The sequence below is a fragment of the Agrobacterium sp. D14 genome (assembly GCF_001526505.1).
Taxonomy (GTDB): domain Bacteria; phylum Pseudomonadota; class Alphaproteobacteria; order Rhizobiales; family Rhizobiaceae; genus Agrobacterium; species Agrobacterium leguminum.
In genome coordinates this window covers 114,746-133,452 of sequence record NZ_ASXX01000068.1, presented here as the reverse complement: position 1 = coordinate 133,452, position 18,707 = coordinate 114,746, and the positions used below count along the sequence as shown (strand labels likewise).

Here is an 18,707-nt window from a genome sequence, read left to right as displayed (position 1 = left end):
TGCCGCGCCGCCTCCTCCTTTTTGCGAACGAACGGACTGGACATGCCGATGCAGACCTCATTGAGCGAACGGAAACCTGGAGACGAGGATGCGTTTTCCCGCTCTGTGCGGTTGATGAAGATCGCTGAAACAGCGGTGCGTGCCGTGCGCGATCCGCTGCTGGCGGCGTTTCGGTCGGATATGGCGGTGGACTACAAGGTCGATCTCCACGATATCGTGACCATCCATGACAAGCGCGCCGAGGCTGCCATCCGCGCCGTCATTCTCGAACGGGAGCCCAATTCGGCGATCATGGGCGAGGAGGGCGGCCAGATCGGTAGCGGTGAGGTGCAATGGTATGTCGACCCCATCGACGGCACGGCAAATTTCGCCCGCGGCCTTGCTTTCTGGTGCGTGTCCATTGCTGCCGTCATAGGCGGAGAAGCCGTCGCCGGCGTGGTTTACGATCCCGTGGCGGACCAGATGTTCTCCGCCGATCTCAAAACCTCCTATCTTGATGGCGAAAGGCTGCATTCCCGCAGCGTTGCAGATGAGACGCGGGCGACGCTCATCACCGGCTATCCCGTCTCGCGCGATTTCCGGCTGGATGGGCGGGAAGCGGCGCTCGCCAATTTCGGCACTCTTGCCGAGACCTTTTCGACATTGCGCCGGCCCGGCAGCGCTGCGCTCAGTATTGCCCATGTCGCGGCCGGCTGGACGGATGCGGCCGCCGGTTTCGGCGTCAATGCGTGGGATGTGGCCGCCGCCATTCTCATTCTCAAAAACGCCGGCGGAACCTATGAGCCGCTGACCCTCGGAAAGGTGGCGGAAGGTTCCGCCGATTTCCTTTGCCCGGGCTATATCGCCACGGGTAAGGGGGCCAGCTATTCGACATTGCAGCGGGTGGCGCGATCCATATCCGAAAGCCGCATCGCCAATGCGGCGATCCGACTGAACCAGTCGGCCGCGAAGGCCTGAAGACGCAATAGATGACGGCGGCCGTATAACGCCGATGGAGACATGACATGCCGCAATCGCAACCGACCCCATTCCGAGAGCAGGAAACAGGCGAGCTGCCGAAGCTCAGCCGCATCTATGAGCAGCATCCGCTTTACGGCGTCGATCTCTTCATTTCCGGCAAGGAGGGGGCGAGCGACCTCAATCTTCTACGCCAAAACGGCATTACCACCGTCGTCAATTGCGCCGTCAATCTGGATTTCAATTTCGTGGAGCAGTCACAGGTCGTTTCCGATCATGAAGGCAGCGTCTATGGGCCGGGCGAAATCCGCTACTACAAGATCGGCCTGATCGACGGGAGCGGAAATCCCGATACCCAGATGGTTGCGGCCCATTATATCCTGCGAGCGGCGCTGGAGCAGATATTGCCCGACAAGCCCTCCTATCCCCGGCGGGAGCGTGGCAACGTGCTCATCAATTGCCGGGGCGGACGTTCGCGTTCCGTCGCCGTCGTTGCGCTTTTCCTGCATCTCACGCTGCCAATGGAGTTTCCGACGCTGGATGACGCCATCGGCTTCGTTCGCCTGAAACGCGAATTGCCGGAGAACGAATGGTACAAGGCGCCGAAACCGGTGCTTGCGGATGCTGCCCGCCGGGCCGCAGGCTGGATTGCCATGATCGACGCCGCGCATTGAAAGGCGGAAGACTGTCTGGTCAGTTTTGCGGTTCCAGCGCGCTTGCCGCGGCCTCGGCACGCGCGGCTGCCTCTTTTGCTTCCCGCTCGGTGCGGGAGGCCGCTTCCGGGTTGCTCGAACCGTCATAGTCTCCCATGGCGCGTTCCCCGATGGCGATGTGGACATCCTTGAGCTGGACGATGACGACACCGGCGAGGATAGCCGCGCCGATAAGGAATGCTGTTTTCCCGTTTATGGTCATTCGACTCCACGCTTCGTGTTTGTCGGGGAGGAAACAGCCGGCAAAACCGCCGCTCAGCGGGTCAGGAGGCCGACGCCTGTTTCCGCATCGAACAAATGCATATCGGAAGGGTCGATGTCGAGGCCGATCGTTTCACCGGCTTTGACTGCGCTGCGTCCCTGCACCGCGATGACCAGTTCGGTGGAGGTTCCCGTGGTGAGGAAGGTGGCCGAGCCGGTCGTTTCCACGGCGGAAACCGGCAGCGTCAATGCCGCCCCGCCTGCTGCGGCCGGCCGGATATGTTCCGGCCTGATGCCGACGATCACATCTTTGCCGGGCGGCAGGGAGGCCGGATTCCCGATCGATTGCTGCGATTCGCCTTCGCCGAAGCTGAGCTGAAGCGACGCGCCATCCGGGCTGACGGTCGCCGGAATGAAATTCATGGCCGGCGAGCCGATGAAGCCCGCAACGAAACGATTGACCGGGCGGTCGTATAGTTCCAGCGGTGTGCCCTGCTGCTCGATCACGCCATCGCGCATGACGACGACGTGATCGGCCATGGTCACGCTTCGATCTGGTCGTGGGTGACATAGACCGAAGTTGCATGCAGGCGATCGTGCAGCGCGCGGATTTCCTTGCGCATGTGGACGCGTAGCGCCGCATCGAGATTGGAAAGCGGCTCATCGAACAGGAAGGCCTGCGGATTGCGGATGATCGCCCGGCTCATGGCCACGCGCTGGCGCTGGCCGCCGGAGAGTTCGCGCGGATAACGCTTCATCAGCTTTGAAAGACCTGTTGTGGCCGCAACTTCTTCCGCCGCCTTGCGGGCCTCGGCCTTGGCGACGCCGCGCATTCGCAGCGAATAGGTGAGATTTTCCTCCACGGTCATATGCGGGTAGAGCGCATAGGACTGGAACACCATGGCCACATCGCGCTTGCGCGGCGGCACGCCGTTCATGAGCGTGCCGGCAATGCGCATGTCGCCGGCCGATATGGTTTCCAGCCCGGCAAGCGAGCGCAGAAGCGTGGATTTGCCGCAGCCCGACGGACCGACAAGCGCGACGAAGGTGCCCTTCTCGATGGAAAGGTTGATGTTCTTCAACGCATGAAAGGCGCCGTAATATTTGTTGACGCCGGAAAGTTCGATCTGAAGGGTCATTTGAGCGCTCCCGATGTCAGGCCGGATACGATGCGGCGCTGCAAGAGAATGAAGAGGGCAAGAATGGGCGTCACATACATGGTCGCATAGGCCATGATGTTGTTCCATTCGCTGGTATTGGGGCCCATGAAGGAATTGAGGCCGACGCTCGCCGGCTGCAATTCGGCCGCCTGGATCATCGATTTCGAATAGACGAACTCGCCGAAGGCCTGCATGAAGATGAGGATGGCGCTGACGAGAATGCCGTTTCTGGCAAGCGGCAGCACGATGTTGAAGAAGGCGCCGACCCGGGAATTACCGTCCACCAGCGCCGCCTCTTCCAGTTCCTGCGGCACGGCCATGAAAGTGGCGCGCACAAGCACCACGAAGAAGGGCATGCTTTTCGCCGCAATGGCGAGGATGACCGACAGGCGCGGATAATCCAGAAGCCCGAATTGCGAGAAACCGACGAAGATCGGCGTGATCATCAGCGATGCCGGCAGAACCTGCAGCATGAGGATGAGGAACAGGCCGATATCCACCCAGACATTGCGATAGCGCGCCAGCACATAGGCGCAGCCGACGCCGAGAATGGTGATCAGCAGCACCGCGCTCGAAGCGATCAGCACCGAATTCCAAAGGTATCGGCCCATGTTGCGGCTGTTCCAGACATAGGCATAGGTCTGCCACTGCGGGTCCGTGGGCCAGAAGGCGGGCGGATTGGCGAACATTTCCGAGCCGCTTTTAAGCGAGGTCAGATACATCCAGTAAAGCGGGAAAAGGTAGATGATGGCGAGCAGGATGGCGATGGCCAGCATCAGACGGTTGCGGGTCGTGATGTTCATCCGCGCACCTCATGCCGTGTGGAGCGCACATAAACGATGGAGGCCAGCATGACGAAAACGATCATGATGACGGAGATCGTGGCGCCCTTGCCGAAATCATATTGCCGGAAGGACAGGTCCCAGGCCCAATATTGCGCCACGTTGGAGCTGTTGTTCGGTCCGCCATCGGTGATGGCGGCGAAAAGATCGAATTGCTGCAGCGTGAAGATCAGCCCGAGCGAAACGATCGCACCGATGGTGGAGCGCATCATCGGCAGGGTGATGGTGTAGAAGCGCTGCCAGGCATTGGCGCCGTCCAGTTCCGCGGCCTCATAGAGATCGCCGGGGATGGAGGCGAGACCGACCGAAAGCAGGATCATGTTGAAGGAGGTGCCGAGCCAGATATTGGCGATGACAACGGCCCAGAGCGAAAAATTCGCATCGGAGCGCCAGAAGATATTGCCCGATATCAGGCCGCTTTCCCGCAGGAAGAAATTCAACACGCCGAAATCGCCGGAGAGGATCCAGTTCCAGATTGCGCCCACCACGAGGCCAGGCATGACCCAGGACACGAGAAAAAGGCCGCGCAGCCAGGTTGCACCGGGGAAATTGACCCAGAAGAACAGCGCCAGGCCGAAGCCGATGGCGAATTGCCCGGCAATCGAGGCCACGACAAAGGTGACGGTGTTGAAAAGGATCGGCAATGTTTCCGGCTGCCGGAACAGATCGATGTAATTCTTGAAGCCGACGAAGGGGCGCACGAAGGTGCCCAGACTGAACATGTCGACTTCCTGAAAGCTCATGACGATGTTGTAGATGAGCGGCAGCCCAGCCATGAGGAACAGGAAGCCCAAAGGAAAGGCGACAAGGACGATATCGAAACCGCGACCGTCACTGAGGCTGGAAAACAGTTTTTTCATGAAACATCCTCGCAAGCTCCAGTCGGGGCCGCCGCCGCTTGTCGCGGCAGGCAGCCCCACCGGGAGGAACCCCTTGGGTGGAGGCCGGAGAAACCCGGCCGCCCGCCCGGATCAGCCTTCGACCAGCTTTATCTTTTCAGCGGCCTGATCAAGCGCAGCTTTCGGCGTCATCTGTCCCGAAAGCGCACCCTGAATGGCATCCTGAATCGCCTTGGAAATCTTAGGCCATTCGGGCGAGGGGCCGCGCGGCTGCGCATATTTCAGCTGTTCCACGAAGGTCTTCAGCGCCTCATCCTTCAACGCATTGCCGGTCGGCGGAACCGGAATATCCGAGCGCGCCGGCAACTGGCCGAAGTTCTTGAACATGTCCTTGTCCTTAGAGGCGAAGAACTCGATTGCCTTGAAGGCCTCTTCCGGATGTTTCGTCTTGGAGAAGATCGCCCAGTTATAGTCACCCATGGCCGAAGACCGGGGGGCGTCGGGCGTGGGCACCGGCAGCAAAGCAACACCCCAGTCGAACTTGGCGTCCTTCAGCATGCGGTCGATTTCCCATGGGCCGGAAATGACCATGGCGGCGTTGCCGGCGTTGAAGGTGGCGGTGGAGTCCCACTGGCTGCGCGTCAGCGTATCCGGCGATGCCAGCTTTTCATCCAGCATTAGCTTCCACGTTTCGAGTGCTTTGACGGCACCCTCGGTATTGATGTTTTTGTAGGTCGCGCCTGCCATCTGCGCCCAGGGCAGGAACTGGAAGGTGCCTTCCTCATTCGCCTTGGCGCTGAAGCTGATGCCGTAAATATTCTTCGAGGGGTCGGTCAGCTTGCGGGCCGCTTCCACCAGCTCGTCCCAGGTCTGCGGCGCTTTTGCTGCATCGAGCCCTGCGGCCTTGAACAGGTCCTTGTTGTAATAAAGCGCAATCGTATTCGTCGCCTTCGGCACGCCGAAATATTTGCCGTCCCACATCACCGATTTCAGCGGTCCCGGAAAATAATTCTCCGTCTTGATGACATCCGACTTGGCGATCATATCGGTCACATCGAGAAAGGCGCCGCGTGCGGCGAACATGGCGTGGTTAGGGTTGTCTATGGCGATGATGTCGGGCGCATTGCCGGTGGAATAGGCGCGCATGGATTCGCTTACCACATCATCGAACTGCAATTGCCGGTATTCGATCTTGATGCCGTTGTTGAGCGCGTTGAACTCTTTGATAAGGTTCGGCGCGGGCTGGATATCGCGATCCAGCGACCAGAGGGTCAACGTCACATCTTCTGCCTGCGCCGCAATAGCGCCGGCGGACACGCCCGCCAGCAGAAATGCGCCGGCCATCATGCATTTCGCGATACCCATAATCTCCTCCTCTTGGTTATCGTCTCTGCAATTTTCGTAAACCTTCTCCCAAAAGGTTTCCGTTATGTCGGATCGACGACGAAATCGCCGCCGCGGCATTTCTTCAGATAGTTGAGACCATGCACCTGGCCCGTCATTTCCAGCGCGTCGCGATAGACGGGGTCATGCCAGCCTTCGATGTCGATGGAGCCGGACCAGCTGGCGAGGCGCAGTTCGGAAATAATGTCCGTCCAGTTGCTGTCGCCGAAACCCGGTGTGCGCATGAAGACGAATTTTTCCTTGCCGAAAATGCCGTGCTCGCGAATGACATCCCAGCGGATGGTCGCGTCCTTGCCGTGCACATGAAAAATCTTGTCCGCCCATTTGCGGATCTGCGGCAGCGGATCGATCAGATAGACCATCTGATGGCAGGGTTCCCATTCGATGCCGATATGCTCGTCCGGCGTTTCGTTGAAGATCAGTTCCCATGCGTCGGGATTGTGCGCGATGTTCCAGTCGCCGGTCTGCCAGTTGCCGTCCATGGCGCAGTTTTCAAAGGCGATCTTCACGCCCTTGTCGGCGGCGCGTTTTGCAAGCTCGCTCCAGATTTGCCTGTATCGGGGAAGGCTTTCCGGCAGCGGCCTGCCGCGCAGCCGGCCGGTAAACCCCGCAACGCAGGTCGCGCCGAAATGGTGGGCATTGTCGATGCAGTCTTTCCAGCCCTGCAATGTCTCAAGGTCGATGTCGGTTTCTTCCAGCGGATTGCCGAACATGCCGAGCGTGCTGATGGTGATATCGCGCTCACCGATCGCCTCGCGGCAGCGCTTGCCGAGTTCGGCAAGGTCCTGACCGTTGGTGGTCTGCCAGAAGAACGGCTCGAAGCTTTCAAAGCCGAGATCGGTGATCTGGCCGATGCGTTCGGCCGCCTGTCCCTTGGTGGCGCTGACCATGGTGCCGATGCGGATGGATGTTGCCGGATTGCTCACGTCTTCAGTCCTTATGCTGCAATGGAAACACGCTGGCCGAGGCGGGCGCTTTCAATCGCGCCGATCACCATGGCAAGGCTGTTGATGTTGTCGAAGGAGGCCGTTTCCGGCATCTCACCCGTGCGGATGGACTGAAGGAACGAGAGAATGACGCTGGCATGGCCGCGCGTGTCCTTCTCGGAAATGGCTTCGGAAACGTTTACGGTCCTAAAGCCACGCAGAAGCCCCTGTTCGTCGCCGGCCACCGAGGCGGAGAAATTGTCTTCCCCGTCCCAGAGGATCATGCCCTTGGAGCCGATCAGCCGCCAGCGCGCTTCCCAGCTAGTCCGCTCCCCTTCGGCGCACCATGAACCGCGATAGGTGAAAACGACATCATTCGAGAACTCGAAAATGGCGTTGGCGCTTGCGCCATGGGCATACCATGAGCCGGCCGGGTTCTTTTCCACGCAGAAGACGGAGAGGGGTTTTTCATTGGCGACGAAACGGGCCGCATCGAAGGTATGGATCGCCATGTCGAGAAGCAGGACGTTCTTCATCTCCTCGCGGAAGCCGCCGAAATGCGGCCCAAGGAAGAAATCGCAATGGATGGCCGTCAAATCGCCGATGACGCCGTCTTCCAGCGCGCGGCGCAGCCGCCGGATTCCCGCCACAAATCGCCGGTTTTGCACCACGGCATGAATTTTTCCGGCTTTTTTTGCCAGTTCAACCAGCGTGCCGGCTTCCTCCATCGAGCCGGCAAGCGGCTTTTCGCTGAGCACATGGCACCCGGCCTCGAGACCGGCCTCAACCACGGCGAAGCGCGCCTGCGGGATGACGATATCAAAAAGGATGTCGGCTTTCGTTTTAGCGAGAACCTCGCGCAGATCCGTGCCGATGACCGCGTCGGTAAGGGCGAATTCTTCGGCAAGCGCGCGGGCCGTGTTCTCGTTCAGATCGACCAGACCGGCGATCCTGATCGCGCCGGCGATTTCCGGCGTGGACTGAATGGCGCGCAGCCAGCCTTTGGCCATGGCTCCGCACCCGCATAAAACGGCATTGAAAGTCATCTCATCTCCCCGGACTCTTTCGCAAACTCCTCTTTGCGCAGAGTGTCGTAAACGTTTACGAGACTATGCCGATGATGTTAGATATGTCAAGACCGTTAAGGGGCGCGTCGATTGCGCGCCGGGCCTGGGAGGGGAGTGCATGAAAGGAATTCGTCAGCTTGCCGATTATCTGGAGATATCGATAGGCACTGTTTCCCGTGCCCTGAACGGCAAGCCGGATGTGAACGAAGAAACGCGGCGGCGTGTTCTGGAAGCGGCGGAAAAGCTGGGTTATGTCGCCAACCAGTCCGGCCGCAGCCTCAGGCAGGGAACCACCAATGTCATCGGCCTGATGACCGGCAGCGACGCGCAGACCGTGGAGAACTCCGACAACTTCTTCCTCGGTGTGACGGACGGTCTGCAAAGCGTGTTTTCCGGACATAATCTCGATCTCATCGTTCTGCCCTGTCCGGGGGAAGAGGATCCGGATGAATATCTGAAGCGCATGGTGGCGCGCCGCATGGTGGATGCGATGATCATTTCCGCGACGCGGCGGATCGACAAACGTGTGGACTTCCTGAAGCAGACCCGGCTGCCTTTCGTGGCGCTCGGACGGACCGCTTCCAGCGACACTCACGCCTGGATCGACCTCGATTTCGAGGGAGTCGCGAAAAATGCGGTCGACCGCCTTGCGGCTGCCGGTCATCGTTCGATTGCGGTTGCGGTGCCCGACAGCGATATCAATCTCGGTTATGTTTTTCTGGAAGGATACAGGCGCGCGCTGGAAGACAATGGCATCGCCTACGATTCCTCGCTGGTCATCCGCGCGAAATCGAGCGAGCAGGGCGGTTATCACGCCGCCAGCGAATGGCTGCAGATGCGGCCCCGGCCAACGGCGATTGTGCTGATCTACGAATTGATGGCGGTCGGGCTTTATCGCCGGCTTGCGGAAGTGGGGCTGAAACCGGGGCGCGATCTCGCCGTCATCGGCTTCCGCGATGGCCCGCGTGGCCAGTTTCTGGAACCGCGGCTGACCAGTTTCCGCATGTCCCTGCATGATCTTGGCGTGACGGTGGCCCAGACGCTGTTATCGACCATGCCGGCCTATGCGCCCTTTTACCCCGATCAGGCCCGCCATTGCGTGTGGCCCATGCTTCTGGTGGCCGGCGAGAGCGACCCGGCCCCCGCCCCATAGCTGCCGCTGCGCGGGAACGTCAAAGCTTGAAGCCGTCAATGCTCACGACGCCGAAAGGATTGAATTTATATTCGTCTTCCTCATACCGTTCGTCGTCGGTGAGGGTGGCGCGACGGTCCTTCAGGGCGGCTTCAACGCCTTCACGCGCCATTTGCTCGGCGACATCATCCATCAATGCGGCGATCTTTAACTGTTCGGCGTTCGTCGATGGCTGGTCTTCGTCTTTTTTGATGAAGCGAACCCGCACATCGGGCAAGCCGATCAGGTGAAACCCGATGCTCGTCATGCCTTCGGCATCGTCTCCTATGGGGCGGCGTGCGAAAGCCAGACGGCAGGTTCTGGCAAGCGCCATCCCGTCATTAGCGGCCGCTTCGCCACGCGACTGCTCGTAAAGCTGCTTCCAGCGCCTTGCGCCATGGGCGACGCCCGCACTTTCACCCTTCACGGCGACAGCGCCGTGATCGAGCATGTGCTGTACGAATCTGAGGGCCTTTGCGGATGTCTTCACGGCCGTTTCGGCATCCATGGACGGGCCGAGCACATAAAGAACCGAGCCGTGCGCGGCGACGGCTGCCTCATCCTCTGGCTCGTATGCATCGGGGTCGACGCGATCCCAGCAGACATTGAACGAGCGTTCCATCCGGTCGTCCGGCTCATCCTGTGAATAGTCTTCATCCAGGCTGAAATCCGGCGCAAAATCATCGACTGCGGCGCTTGCGCTCTTCTGAAGCGCCGCCAGGCCATTTTCCGCGCCGAGAAAACAAAGGACATGTCGTGGCTTGTAACTGGAGCGGGATGCGGCAAAGGCTGGGGGCTGGCTCGATGCCGCGCTGAGAGACGGCCTTGCCAGCACGAGGCCGCCCAGAAATGCGAGAACTCCACGACGCTCTGAATTCATCCGACACCCCCGGCTTCCATCAACAGGATGACAGGGTTTTACACCGGTGCGTGTAATTCAGGCCAGATGATGTTCGATATTTTTTGGTACTGCGGTTCCGGGACCCGTCTCATGCCAGGCGGCATCCAGCCGCCGGCCTGATCCGGTGTGCCGTCCGACGGCGACTATTTCGTGGTGTAACCGCCATTGACGAGAATGGTCTGGCCCGTCATCCACCAGCCGTCGGTGACAAGGAAGCGGATATAGGGAACGATGTCCTCGATATCGGTGAGACCGGTTTTCGAGAAGCCGGAAAGAGCGGCGGCGCTCTTGTGATAGGCCTGCGCCTCCGGCGTTTCCTGACCGTAGAAGAATGGCGTGTCCATCGGTCCGGGGCCGATTGCCGTCACGGATATGCCGCGTTCGCCAAACTCCTTGGCGGCCGCACGGGTGAAGTGTTCCACCGGGGCCTTGGTGCCGGCATAGCTGGCGTAAAACGGCGTGAAGGCGCCCAGGAGCGATGTCACGAGGGTGCAGATCTTGCCGTTATCGCTGACGTGGCGTCCGGCCTGCTGGAGGAAAAAGAAGGCCGACTTGGCGTTAACGGCAGTCATTTCGTCATATTCGGCTTCCGACGTGTCGAGGATCGGCTTTTTCAGCACCTTGCCGACGGTGTTGATGGCAATATCCGGGCGGCCGATGGCGGCGACTGTATCGGCAAACAGCTTTTCGACCGCACCTGCCGTGGTGAGATCGGCCTGAAGGGCGACGGCCTCAGCGCCGGCCGCCTTCACTGCGGCCACGGTTGCCTCGGCGTCGGCCCTGGTTGCGGCGCTGTTGTAATGGATGGCGATGGCGCGGGCGCCCTGACCGGCAAAATCGCGGGCAATCAATCCACCGAGATTTTTCGCGCCGCCGGCGATGATGACGGTTTTGCCCTTGAGGGAATGGTCTGTCATGGGTCGGCCTCCTTTTGCCGTGCTCGGCCACGCTGGTGGCCGCTTTCGTTGCAGCAGGATATCGTCTAGCTTTGCGCGATAAAGGCGCTTATTCTGACATTACTTGTCAGAAAAGCCGCACAATATGGTGTTTCCGGTTGGACCGTATCGACCTGTTCCGCATCTTCACACGCGTCGTTGACTGCGCGAGTTTCACGCGGGCCGCCGATACGCTCGGCATACCGCGCTCTTCGGTTTCGGCGGCGGTGCAGGAACTGGAAGGGCGTGTCGGTGCGCGGTTGCTGAACCGCACGACGCGCAAGGTCTCGCCAACCGAGGATGGTTCGGCCTTTTACGAGCGCTGCCAGCGGCTGATCGCCGATGTCGAAGATGCGGAAAATCTCTTCCGGCAGACGGCGGCGCAGCCTTCGGGCCGGTTGCGGATCGACGTGCCGGGCCGGATCGGGCGGCTGGTCATCGCACCGGCGCTGCCGGAATTTCTCGACCTTTATCCGCAGATCGACGTAGCTCTCGGCGTTACCGACCGCGCCGTCGATCTGGTAGAAGACAATATCGATTGCGTGCTGCGCGTCGGACCGCTCAGCGATTCCGGCCTGATCGCGCGGCCGATAGGCAAGCTGCCGCTGATCAATGTCGCAAGCCCCTCCTATCTGGCACGTCATGGAACGCCGAAAACGCCCCACGATCTTTCCTGCCACTGGGCGATCAATTACGCGTCGCCCTCCAGCGGGCGGGTGGAAAACTGGGAATGGGTCGAAGGCGAGACGCTGCATTCGCTTTCCATGCGCGGCCGCGTCACCGTCAACAATGCCGAGGCCTATATCGCCTGTTGTCTTGCCGGTCTCGGCCTGATCCAGATACCGGCTTACGACGTCAGGCCGCATCTGGAGAGCGGCGAACTCATCGAGGTCATGCCGGCCCATCGGGCCGAGCCGATGCCGATGACGTTGCTTTATCCCCATCGACAGCATCTGTCGCGGCGGCTGCAGGTGTTTGCGGAATGGCTGGAAGCCCTGCTGCGGCGACGGCTTCTGTAGCCCAACATGCCTGCTGTGGCGATGCTCCAGCCTATTTTTATCATAGCGAGATTCGGCGTTATAAAGTGCAGCCGCTTGCGCCATTTTGACCTCCGCCAGAAATCTGAAGGGAGGCGCATATGCTCACGATCAATTCACAGGAAACAGCCGGGTTTTTGCCGTTTGACGGGCTTATCAAGGCCCTTGCCGCCGCCTTTGCGGAAGGCTGCGAGATGCCTGTGCGGCACCACCACACGATCGATGTGCCAAATGAAGCCGCCGCGACACTGCTATTGATGCCCGCCTGGCACGGAACACGGCAGTCCACAGGTTATCTTGGGATCAAGATCGTCACCGTCTTTCCCGGAAACGCCGGCAGAAACCTGCCGGGATTGACCTCGACCTATATGCTTTACGATGCGCAGACAGGCATTCAGCTGGCCACGCTGGACGGTAATGTCATTACCGGCCGCCGGACTGTTGCGGCGTCGGCGCTTGCAGCGGATTATCTTGCGCGCAAGGATGCCAGCCGGCTTCTGGTGCTGGGCGCCGGCCGTGTCGCGAGCCTCATTCCCGACGCCTATCGGGCCATCAGACCGCTCGAGCAGGTGGCCGTCTGGGATATCGATCGTGGCAATGCCGAGCGGCTGGCGCAAAGCATCGAGGCGTCGGGACTTGCGGCCACGGTGGTCGATGATCTGGAAAGGGCGGTTGCCGAGGCCGATATCGTCAGCGCCGCGACGCTCGCCACCACCCCGCTCATCCGTGGCGCGTGGCTGCGCCCCGGCACGCATGTCGATCTCATCGGCGGCTTCACGCCCGGCATGCGCGAGGCGGATGACGAAGCCATAGGCCGTGCCTCGGTCTTTATCGATACGGAGGAAGCGCTGCACGAAGCGGGCGATCTCGTTCAGCCGATCGAAGCGGGCCTGTTTTCGGAGGAGAGCGTCAGGTCAACGCTTGCCGGACTTTGCAGTGCAAACCGGTTTGCGCGCAGTAGCGATGATGAGATCACGCTCTATAAGGCTGTCGGAACCGCGCTCGCCGATCTTGCGGCGGCCACCCTGGTTTATGAAGCTGCGACGCTGAACGGAAAAGGATGACAGACATGGCCAAACGCGAAATCCTTGAAGTGCCGGTGGTTTCAGAGGCGATCCGCCGGCTGGGCGCACCGACCTCGGCGCTTGTCCGCTCCGGCAACATCGTCGCCACCTGCGGCATGCCGCCCGTCGATCTTGAGACGGGCGACATCGTCAGGGGCGATATCGCCGCCCAGACACGGGCCTCGCTGGAAGCCCTGCGGGTGACACTGGCCGTAGCGGGTGCCACCTTCGAAGATGTGATCAAGACCACCGTGTATGTCACCGATGCAGCATTGATGGGAACAGTGAACGACATATACCGCGAATATTTCGCAGCCGGTTTTCCGGCGCGCACCTCGGCAACCATCAAACCCTGGTCCTTACCTTTCGATATCGAAATCGAGTGCCTTGCTGTCCTCTGAGGGCAGGCGGGCATAAAAAAGGGCGCGTCGGCCGGATCGGCTGACGCGCCCACACGCATTTCTTGGGGCGCAAGATTGCGGGCCGGTTTTACGTGGACTGCTCCAGCGGTGAAAGTCCATAAACTGCCACGATATCTTCCCCCTTTTCGAGCCTTGCGACGATGCCGGGCTCCTTTTCCTGAATGGCGAGAGCCTGCCGTGCTATTGCCAATGCCTCGCCCGGGGGCAGGATGCAGACACCGTTTTCGTCGGCCAGCACGATATCGCCGTTCTGAACCCTGACCCCGCCGCAGACGACCGGCCCCGCGACACTTCCCCGTCCTCCGAGCTTGGTGGTGATGGGCGAGCGTCCCCGGCACCAGACCGGCAAGCCGGCGCTGCGGATCGAGCCGATATCGGTGACATAACCATCGAGGATGACTGCAGTGACACCGCGCGCGAGCGCTGCGGCGGTCATGACCGCGCCCCAGCAGGCGTGCCGGTCGTCGCTCAGTCGCTCGATGACGAGGATATCGCCGGGCATGGCGCGGGAAAGGGCATGCGGAAGCGCCGTTCCGTCGTCTCCCGGCAGGCTGACGGTCAATGCGCGACCGGCGATGCGAACGCCGTCGATCACGCATTGCATCGCCGGATCCATAAATCCATCCGATCTGAAATGGCCGATCGTCGCTGTCTCGACGCTCCGGAGCAGTTCGAGCGCCTCGTTGATTGTGTCGGGACTTTCCATGGGTGTCTCCAAAAGAAAGACGCCGGCGCGGGGGCCGGCGTCTGTGATATGGCAATATGGATCAGTTGGTCTTGGCCAGATCGCGTTTCACGGTCTCGGTCAGCGCCAGCAGGGCGACGGCCGAGAGCAGGGCGGAGCCGATCATGTACCAGGCGACGGATGCGCCGCTGCCGGTGGCGGAAAGCAGCCAGGTGGTGATGACGGGAGTAAGCGCGCTGCCCAGAACCCCTGAGAGCATATAGGCGATGGACAGGCCGGAATAGCGGACTTTGGTGCCGAAAAGTTCGGCGAGGAAGGTGGCGATCGGGCCGTAATTGGCGGCAAAGGCCGTCATCATCAGCAGGTAGCCCGCAAGTGCGCCGGCAAAGGTGGCGGTATCCATCAACCAGAACATCGGGAAAGCGACGAGCGCTTCGGCCAGAATGCCGCCGAGAATGACCGGCCGGCGGCCGACCTTGTCGGAAAGCAGGCCGAAGAGCGGCAAAAGGAAAATACACGCCATGCAGGAAATCAATACGATCACCAGCATCTCGTTGCGGGAGATGTTGAGCGCCTGCGTGCCATAGCTCAGGCCGAAGGCGACGATGAGGTTGAAGGACGATCCGGTGGACATGGTGGCGATGCCGCCGAGAAGAACCGTTTTCCAGGATTTGGAAAGCAGTTCGAAGAAGGGCACGCGCACGGTCGCCTCTTCCGTCTTCACCTTGGCGAAGGACGGCGTTTCGGCGGTGTTGAGCCGAACATAGGCGCCAACGGCGACCAGAAGAATGCTGACGAGGAACGGAATGCGCCAGCCCCAGGAAATCAGGTCCTCGGGCGCCATGGTGAAACCGATGGCAAGGAAAGCGAGGTTGGCGATCAATGTGCCGGCCGGAACGCCGATCTGCACCCAGGAGCCATAAAGGCCGCGCCGGTTCTGCGGCGCATGTTCCACCGCCATCAGCACCGCGCCGCCCCATTCGCCGCCGAGCGCGAGACCCTGCACGACGCGCAGCGCCAGAAGCAGGATGGGTGCCCAGACACCGATCTGTTCGTAATTCGGCAGAAGGCCGATGGCGAAGGTTGCCACCCCCATCATGACCAGCGAGACGAGCAGCATCGACTTGCGGCCGATCCTGTCGCCGAAATGGCCGAAAAGCGCTGCCCCGACGATGCGGGCGAGATAGGCCGAGGCGAAGGTGCCGAAGGCCAGAAGCGTGCCGACGAGCGCATCGAAACTCGGAAAGAAGACCTTGTTGAAGACCAGCGCCGAAGCGGTGGCGAAGACGAAAAGATCGTACCATTCGACGGTGGTGCCGATGACGCTTGCGACGGCGATCCGCCGAACGCCAACCGGCTGTTTCTCGACGGAGCCCACGAGTGCGGTTTCCCCTTGCATGAACATTCCCCTTTATGTTGCTGTGAAGGAAAACGGGGAAACGACGAAGCGGAGCGGCCCCACGCCGAAGGCATGAGATGACGATAGCCATTTCCGGCGGAGCAACCGTTTTCGGTTCTCTCCGTCAGTCCGACATGCTGCGATGTTCCCCTGTTTTGCGCAATGATGGGAAAGCGGGAGGCTCCCGACAAATAGATAATGCAGATTTCTTCCATAGGGCCGCGCTATAGACCAAATCCTGGGCATTTTCGGGCATCTCGGCGCCGTCTATGGATTTTGAAATAGATAATAAAATCATGGCAATATCGCAGGCGCTGTTTTTCTTTGCCGCTCGGCTGCGCAGTCCCTGCCTGTCTTTTGACCGGCTGAAATTTCTTTTTCGGCCGCAAAGACCGCCGCTCTTATTCTAAGTATCGAATCTATCTATTTTTGAATTTTCCGGTTTGGTCTTATCCCCTTTGTCATTCCACGGACTGAAAAGAGGTCGTCTGCGGGCTGCCGGCTACGCCGGGGCATTGCTGCCGCGAGACCATAACAGGGGACCGAAATGAAGAGATTGAGCAATATCCGGCCGGACATGTCACGCCTTTGGGCGACGCTGATGCGTTCCGCCGAAATCGGCGCGACCGAAAAGGGCGGCCTGAAGCGGCTGGCGCTTTCCGACGAGGATGCGGCGATGCGGCACCAGTTCATTCACTGGTGCGAGGAGGCGGGCCTGACGGTCAGGATCGACGCGGTGGGCAATATCTTCGCCGAACGGGCAGGAACCGATGCGGATGCGAAGCCCGTGCTGGTCGGCAGCCATCTCGACACGCAGGTTCATGGCGGCCGCTTCGACGGTATTCTTGGTGTGCTGGCCGGGCTGGAACTCGTGCGCACGCTGAACGACCATGCGACTGCCACACGCCGGCCGATCACCCTTGTGAACTGGACCAATGAGGAGGGCGCGCGTTTCGAGCCGCCGATGATCGGCTCGGCAGTTTTTACCGGCGCCAAGGCGGCGGAATTCGCCTATTCCCGCAGGGATCGCGATGGCTTTACGCTTGGCGGCGAGTTGGAGCGCATCGGCTTCAAGGGTAAAGACGCGATTTCGGCGGAGGCTTTCGACAGTCTGTTCGAGCTGCATATCGAACAGGGGCCGCGATTGGAGGCAGCGGCCAAACAACTCGGCATCGTCACCGGCGCTTTCGGCGTGCGCGGTTTCGTGGTGGAAGTGCACGGCGAGACCGGCCATGTCGGCCCGACGCCGATGCCGGCGCGCAAGAATGCGCTGGTGGGTGCCGCTGAGGTGACGCTGGCGATCAATGAGATCGGCTGGGCCAATCACGAGACCGGCGGCAAGTCCACGACGATGCGCATCAGGGCGGAACCCAATCTCCTCGGTGCGCTGCCGAATTTCGTGGAAATGACCTGCGACATGCGCCACCCCGACGATGCCGTTGTCAGCACCATGTTCGAAGCCTTCAAGGCGAGGCTTCCCGAGCTGGAAGAGCGCTCGCGCTGCAGAATCGTCGTCAAGGAAGGCTGGGCCTATGGCGGCATGCACTTCGACGCCCGCTGCATCGAACTCATCCGCAATGCCACCTATGCTTTCGGTTATTCCTCGATGGACCTCCTTACCGAGGCCGGGCATGACGCCATGCATGTCGCCGAATATCTGCCGACGGCGATGATCTTCACGCCGTGCGAGGGCGGTCTTTCCCATAACGAGGCGGAAAACGTCACGATCGCCGACATCGAACCCGGTGTTAACGTGCTGGTTCAGGCCGTTCTGGAGCGCGCGAACCGCGCGGACTGAAGCTGGAGCGCTTTCGCTTTTCTGCGAAGCGCGAAAAGGCTCCAACACTCTGTTTTAGCGTATTCCCGGCCGGCAGTGCCGGGGTCCGCTTTGGCTGGATTTAGAGGGAACGGCGAAAAGTGCGACCGCTTTTCGCCGTTTTCCTATTCACTCCCCGTTTCCACAAGGGCAGCCGCCGCCTGGGCATCGAAAAGCTCGTTTTCGAAAATAGTCAGGAATGCCCGCTCGGCGCCGCCGAGGTCCATATCGGGGTTGCGGAGGAAATAGGCGTCGGCTCCGAGCGAATCCTGAAGCAGCGGGATCTGCCAAAGCTCGTCTTCCTCAAAGCCGCGCGCCGCATCCAGCGGCAGGATTCCCACGCCGATGCCGGCGATGATCATTCGCCGGACTTCTTCCATATGCGGGCTGGAGCCGACCGTCCATTTGCCGAGCCCCACGCCGTCGCGAAGGGCGATCATCGGTTCCAGCGCGCCGCCTTCCTGGCTGCAGGTGAAGGCCACGAAGGCTTCCTGCCGCAATTCCTCCATGGTGATGTCGCCACGACCGTAAAAGGGATGGGAAGCACCGCAATAAATGCCGAATGTTTCCCTGAGCAGGAATTTGCAGTCCATTCCAGCGAGCGGTTTCGGCAGCAGGCAAATGCCGAATGGGGCCTGTTTCTGGCCGATGGCGCGAACGATATCCTGCGTATTGGCGACATCGATGCGGATGGTGACTGATGGATGACGCCGCCGCAACTGGCGCAGCGCCTGATCGAGCTGTGGAAGCACGAGATTGGTGACAATGAGGACACGCACCTGACCCGTGAGGTCATCCGCCTCGGTCGACAGTTTTTCGCCGATACGCTCGACCCGCAGGAAAATTTCAGCACATTCCTGACGAAGCATTTCGCCCTGAACCGTCAGCACGAAACGGCGGCTGTCGCGCTGGATCAACTGGCACCCCAGCGTTTCCTCAAGCTTTTGCAGCGCGGCGGTTACCGAGGGCTGGCGCACGAAAAGCCGGTTGGCCGCCCGCGTGATGCTGCCTTCCTCGACAATGACCAGAAAGGTCCGCAGCAGGTTCCAGTTCAGATGCTGGATGCGGGGGGCATAACGTGACAACGATGCGTTCCTCGAATGAATTGCGGTTGCATCTTATAGCTATTTTTGCCGGCGAAAAACGTCCACCGGCTGCAAAGAGTGGC

The 18,707-nt window shown here is 60.5% G+C and carries 18 protein-coding genes and 1 pseudogene; 7 read left to right on the top strand and 12 right to left on the bottom strand.

Features of this window, described 5'->3' with window-relative positions; translation table 11 throughout:
- The first annotated feature begins 42 nt into the window (after positions 1 to 42).
- Both L901_RS25075 and L901_RS25070 read left to right on the top strand, forming a co-directional pair.
- Entirely contained in the window at positions 43 to 957 is a 915-nt protein-coding gene (locus L901_RS25075) for an inositol monophosphatase (protein WP_120356992.1), read from the top strand.
- 47 nt (positions 958 to 1,004) lie between these two features.
- Positions 1,005 to 1,631: a dual specificity protein phosphatase gene (locus tag L901_RS25070; RefSeq protein ID WP_003522028.1), complete on the top strand. Its 627-nt coding sequence runs from the start codon at positions 1,005 to 1,007 to the stop codon at positions 1,629 to 1,631.
- A 19-nt stretch (positions 1,632 to 1,650) separates the two neighbouring features.
- On the opposite strand, the gene L901_RS25065 is transcribed toward L901_RS25070, so the two are convergent.
- From L901_RS25065 to L901_RS25035, 7 genes and pseudogenes are all read right to left on the bottom strand, one after another.
- Complete coding sequence (locus L901_RS25065; RefSeq protein ID WP_059761031.1) at positions 1,651 to 1,872, bottom strand: hypothetical protein; 222 nt, start codon at positions 1,870 to 1,872, stop codon at positions 1,651 to 1,653.
- A gap of 53 nt (positions 1,873 to 1,925) precedes the next feature.
- A pseudogene (locus tag L901_RS25060) lies at positions 1,926 to 3,010 on the bottom strand (ABC transporter ATP-binding protein).
- A complete protein-coding gene (locus L901_RS25055) occupies positions 3,007 to 3,834 on the bottom strand; it encodes a carbohydrate ABC transporter permease (protein ID WP_059761029.1) in 828 nt (275 codons plus the stop codon). Before L901_RS25055 ends, L901_RS25060 begins: the two are co-directional and overlap by 4 nt.
- Positions 3,831 to 4,733: a carbohydrate ABC transporter permease gene (locus L901_RS25050; protein ID WP_059761027.1), complete on the bottom strand. Its 903-nt coding sequence runs from the start codon at positions 4,731 to 4,733 to the stop codon at positions 3,831 to 3,833. Before L901_RS25050 ends, L901_RS25055 begins: the two co-directional genes overlap by 4 nt.
- A 111-nt stretch (positions 4,734 to 4,844) precedes the next feature.
- A complete protein-coding gene (locus tag L901_RS25045) occupies positions 4,845 to 6,077 on the bottom strand; it encodes a sugar ABC transporter substrate-binding protein (protein ID WP_059761025.1) in 1,233 nt (410 codons plus the stop codon).
- 62 nt (positions 6,078 to 6,139) lie between these two features.
- Positions 6,140 to 7,042, bottom strand: coding sequence for a sugar phosphate isomerase/epimerase (locus tag L901_RS25040; RefSeq protein WP_059761023.1), 903 nt, complete (start codon positions 7,040 to 7,042; stop codon positions 6,140 to 6,142).
- 11 nt (positions 7,043 to 7,053) lie between these two features.
- On the bottom strand, positions 7,054 to 8,088 hold the full coding sequence (locus L901_RS25035; RefSeq protein ID WP_059761021.1) for a Gfo/Idh/MocA family protein: 1,035 nt from the start codon (positions 8,086 to 8,088) through the stop codon (positions 7,054 to 7,056).
- A gap of 139 nt (positions 8,089 to 8,227) precedes the next feature.
- On the opposite strand from L901_RS25035, the gene L901_RS25030 reads away from it, so the two are divergent.
- Positions 8,228 to 9,262: a LacI family DNA-binding transcriptional regulator gene (locus tag L901_RS25030; protein ID WP_059761019.1), complete on the top strand. Its 1,035-nt coding sequence runs from the start codon at positions 8,228 to 8,230 to the stop codon at positions 9,260 to 9,262.
- Between the two features lie 19 nt (positions 9,263 to 9,281).
- Here L901_RS25030 and L901_RS25025 read toward each other — a convergent pair whose 3' ends face one another.
- Both L901_RS25025 and L901_RS25020 read right to left on the bottom strand, forming a co-directional pair.
- The gene (locus L901_RS25025; RefSeq protein ID WP_059761017.1) at positions 9,282 to 10,160 is read right to left on the bottom strand and encodes a hypothetical protein; all 879 of its coding nucleotides are present in this window, start codon (positions 10,158 to 10,160) and stop codon (positions 9,282 to 9,284) included.
- Positions 10,161 to 10,324: 164 nt separating this feature from the next.
- A complete protein-coding gene (locus L901_RS25020) occupies positions 10,325 to 11,098 on the bottom strand; it encodes an SDR family oxidoreductase (protein WP_020811096.1) in 774 nt (257 codons plus the stop codon).
- 137 nt (positions 11,099 to 11,235) lie between these two features.
- On the opposite strand from L901_RS25020, the gene L901_RS25015 reads away from it, so the two are divergent.
- The 3 genes from L901_RS25015 (at position 11,236) to L901_RS25005 (ending at position 13,618) form a co-directional block, all read left to right on the top strand.
- Entirely contained in the window at positions 11,236 to 12,135 is a 900-nt protein-coding gene (locus L901_RS25015; protein ID WP_059761015.1) for a LysR family transcriptional regulator, read from the top strand.
- A gap of 119 nt (positions 12,136 to 12,254) precedes the next feature.
- The gene (locus L901_RS25010; protein ID WP_059761013.1) at positions 12,255 to 13,217 is read left to right on the top strand and encodes an ornithine cyclodeaminase family protein; all 963 of its coding nucleotides are present in this window, start codon (positions 12,255 to 12,257) and stop codon (positions 13,215 to 13,217) included.
- Complete coding sequence (locus L901_RS25005; protein ID WP_059761011.1) at positions 13,214 to 13,618, top strand: RidA family protein; 405 nt, start codon at positions 13,214 to 13,216, stop codon at positions 13,616 to 13,618. Before L901_RS25010 ends, L901_RS25005 begins: the two co-directional genes overlap by 4 nt.
- Before the next feature lie 88 nt (positions 13,619 to 13,706).
- Here L901_RS25005 and L901_RS25000 read toward each other — a convergent pair whose 3' ends face one another.
- Both L901_RS25000 and L901_RS24995 read right to left on the bottom strand, forming a co-directional pair.
- Positions 13,707 to 14,345 carry an RraA family protein gene (locus tag L901_RS25000; protein ID WP_059761009.1) on the bottom strand — a complete coding sequence of 213 codons (639 nt, stop codon included), beginning with the start codon at positions 14,343 to 14,345 and terminating at the stop codon, positions 13,707 to 13,709.
- 61 nt (positions 14,346 to 14,406) lie between these two features.
- Positions 14,407 to 15,723 carry an MFS transporter gene (locus tag L901_RS24995; protein ID WP_233283611.1) on the bottom strand — a complete coding sequence of 439 codons (1,317 nt, stop codon included), beginning with the start codon at positions 15,721 to 15,723 and terminating at the stop codon, positions 14,407 to 14,409.
- Between the two features lie 547 nt (positions 15,724 to 16,270).
- On the opposite strand from L901_RS24995, the gene L901_RS24990 reads away from it, so the two are divergent.
- Entirely contained in the window at positions 16,271 to 17,521 is a 1,251-nt protein-coding gene (locus L901_RS24990; protein WP_059761007.1) for a Zn-dependent hydrolase, read from the top strand.
- 143 nt (positions 17,522 to 17,664) lie between these two features.
- Here the strand turns inward: L901_RS24990 and L901_RS24985 are convergent, their stop codons facing one another.
- Entirely contained in the window at positions 17,665 to 18,624 is a 960-nt protein-coding gene (locus tag L901_RS24985) for a LysR family transcriptional regulator (protein ID WP_020811089.1), read from the bottom strand.
- Positions 18,625 to 18,707 lie beyond the last annotated feature (83 nt).

Excerpts from the sequence above, each read along its gene's own strand:
- L901_RS25065 (WP_059761031.1), bottom strand. The coding sequence starts at position 1,872 with ATGACCATAAACGGGAAAACAGCATTCCTTATCGGCGCGGCTATCCTC.
- L901_RS25050 (WP_059761027.1), bottom strand. The coding sequence starts at position 4,733 with ATGAAAAAACTGTTTTCCAGCCTCAGTGACGGTCGCGGTTTCGATATC.
- L901_RS25070 (WP_003522028.1), top strand. The coding sequence starts at position 1,005 with ATGCCGCAATCGCAACCGACCCCATTCCGAGAGCAGGAAACAGGCGAG.
- L901_RS25075 (WP_120356992.1), top strand. The coding sequence starts at position 43 with ATGCCGATGCAGACCTCATTGAGCGAACGGAAACCTGGAGACGAGGAT.
- L901_RS24990 (WP_059761007.1), top strand. The coding sequence starts at position 16,271 with ATGAAGAGATTGAGCAATATCCGGCCGGACATGTCACGCCTTTGGGCG.
- L901_RS25025 (WP_059761017.1), bottom strand. The coding sequence starts at position 10,160 with ATGAATTCAGAGCGTCGTGGAGTTCTCGCATTTCTGGGCGGCCTCGTG.
- L901_RS25045 (WP_059761025.1), bottom strand. The coding sequence starts at position 6,077 with ATGGGTATCGCGAAATGCATGATGGCCGGCGCATTTCTGCTGGCGGGC.
- L901_RS25020 (WP_020811096.1), bottom strand. The coding sequence starts at position 11,098 with ATGACAGACCATTCCCTCAAGGGCAAAACCGTCATCATCGCCGGCGGC.
- L901_RS25055 (WP_059761029.1), bottom strand. The coding sequence starts at position 3,834 with ATGAACATCACGACCCGCAACCGTCTGATGCTGGCCATCGCCATCCTG.
- L901_RS25035 (WP_059761021.1), bottom strand. The coding sequence starts at position 8,088 with ATGACTTTCAATGCCGTTTTATGCGGGTGCGGAGCCATGGCCAAAGGC.
- L901_RS24995 (WP_233283611.1), bottom strand. The coding sequence starts at position 15,723 with ATGCAAGGGGAAACCGCACTCGTGGGCTCCGTCGAGAAACAGCCGGTT.
- L901_RS25030 (WP_059761019.1), top strand. The coding sequence starts at position 8,228 with ATGAAAGGAATTCGTCAGCTTGCCGATTATCTGGAGATATCGATAGGC.
- L901_RS25000 (WP_059761009.1), bottom strand. The coding sequence starts at position 14,345 with ATGGAAAGTCCCGACACAATCAACGAGGCGCTCGAACTGCTCCGGAGC.
- L901_RS25010 (WP_059761013.1), top strand. The coding sequence starts at position 12,255 with ATGCTCACGATCAATTCACAGGAAACAGCCGGGTTTTTGCCGTTTGAC.
- L901_RS25005 (WP_059761011.1), top strand. The coding sequence starts at position 13,214 with ATGACAGACATGGCCAAACGCGAAATCCTTGAAGTGCCGGTGGTTTCA.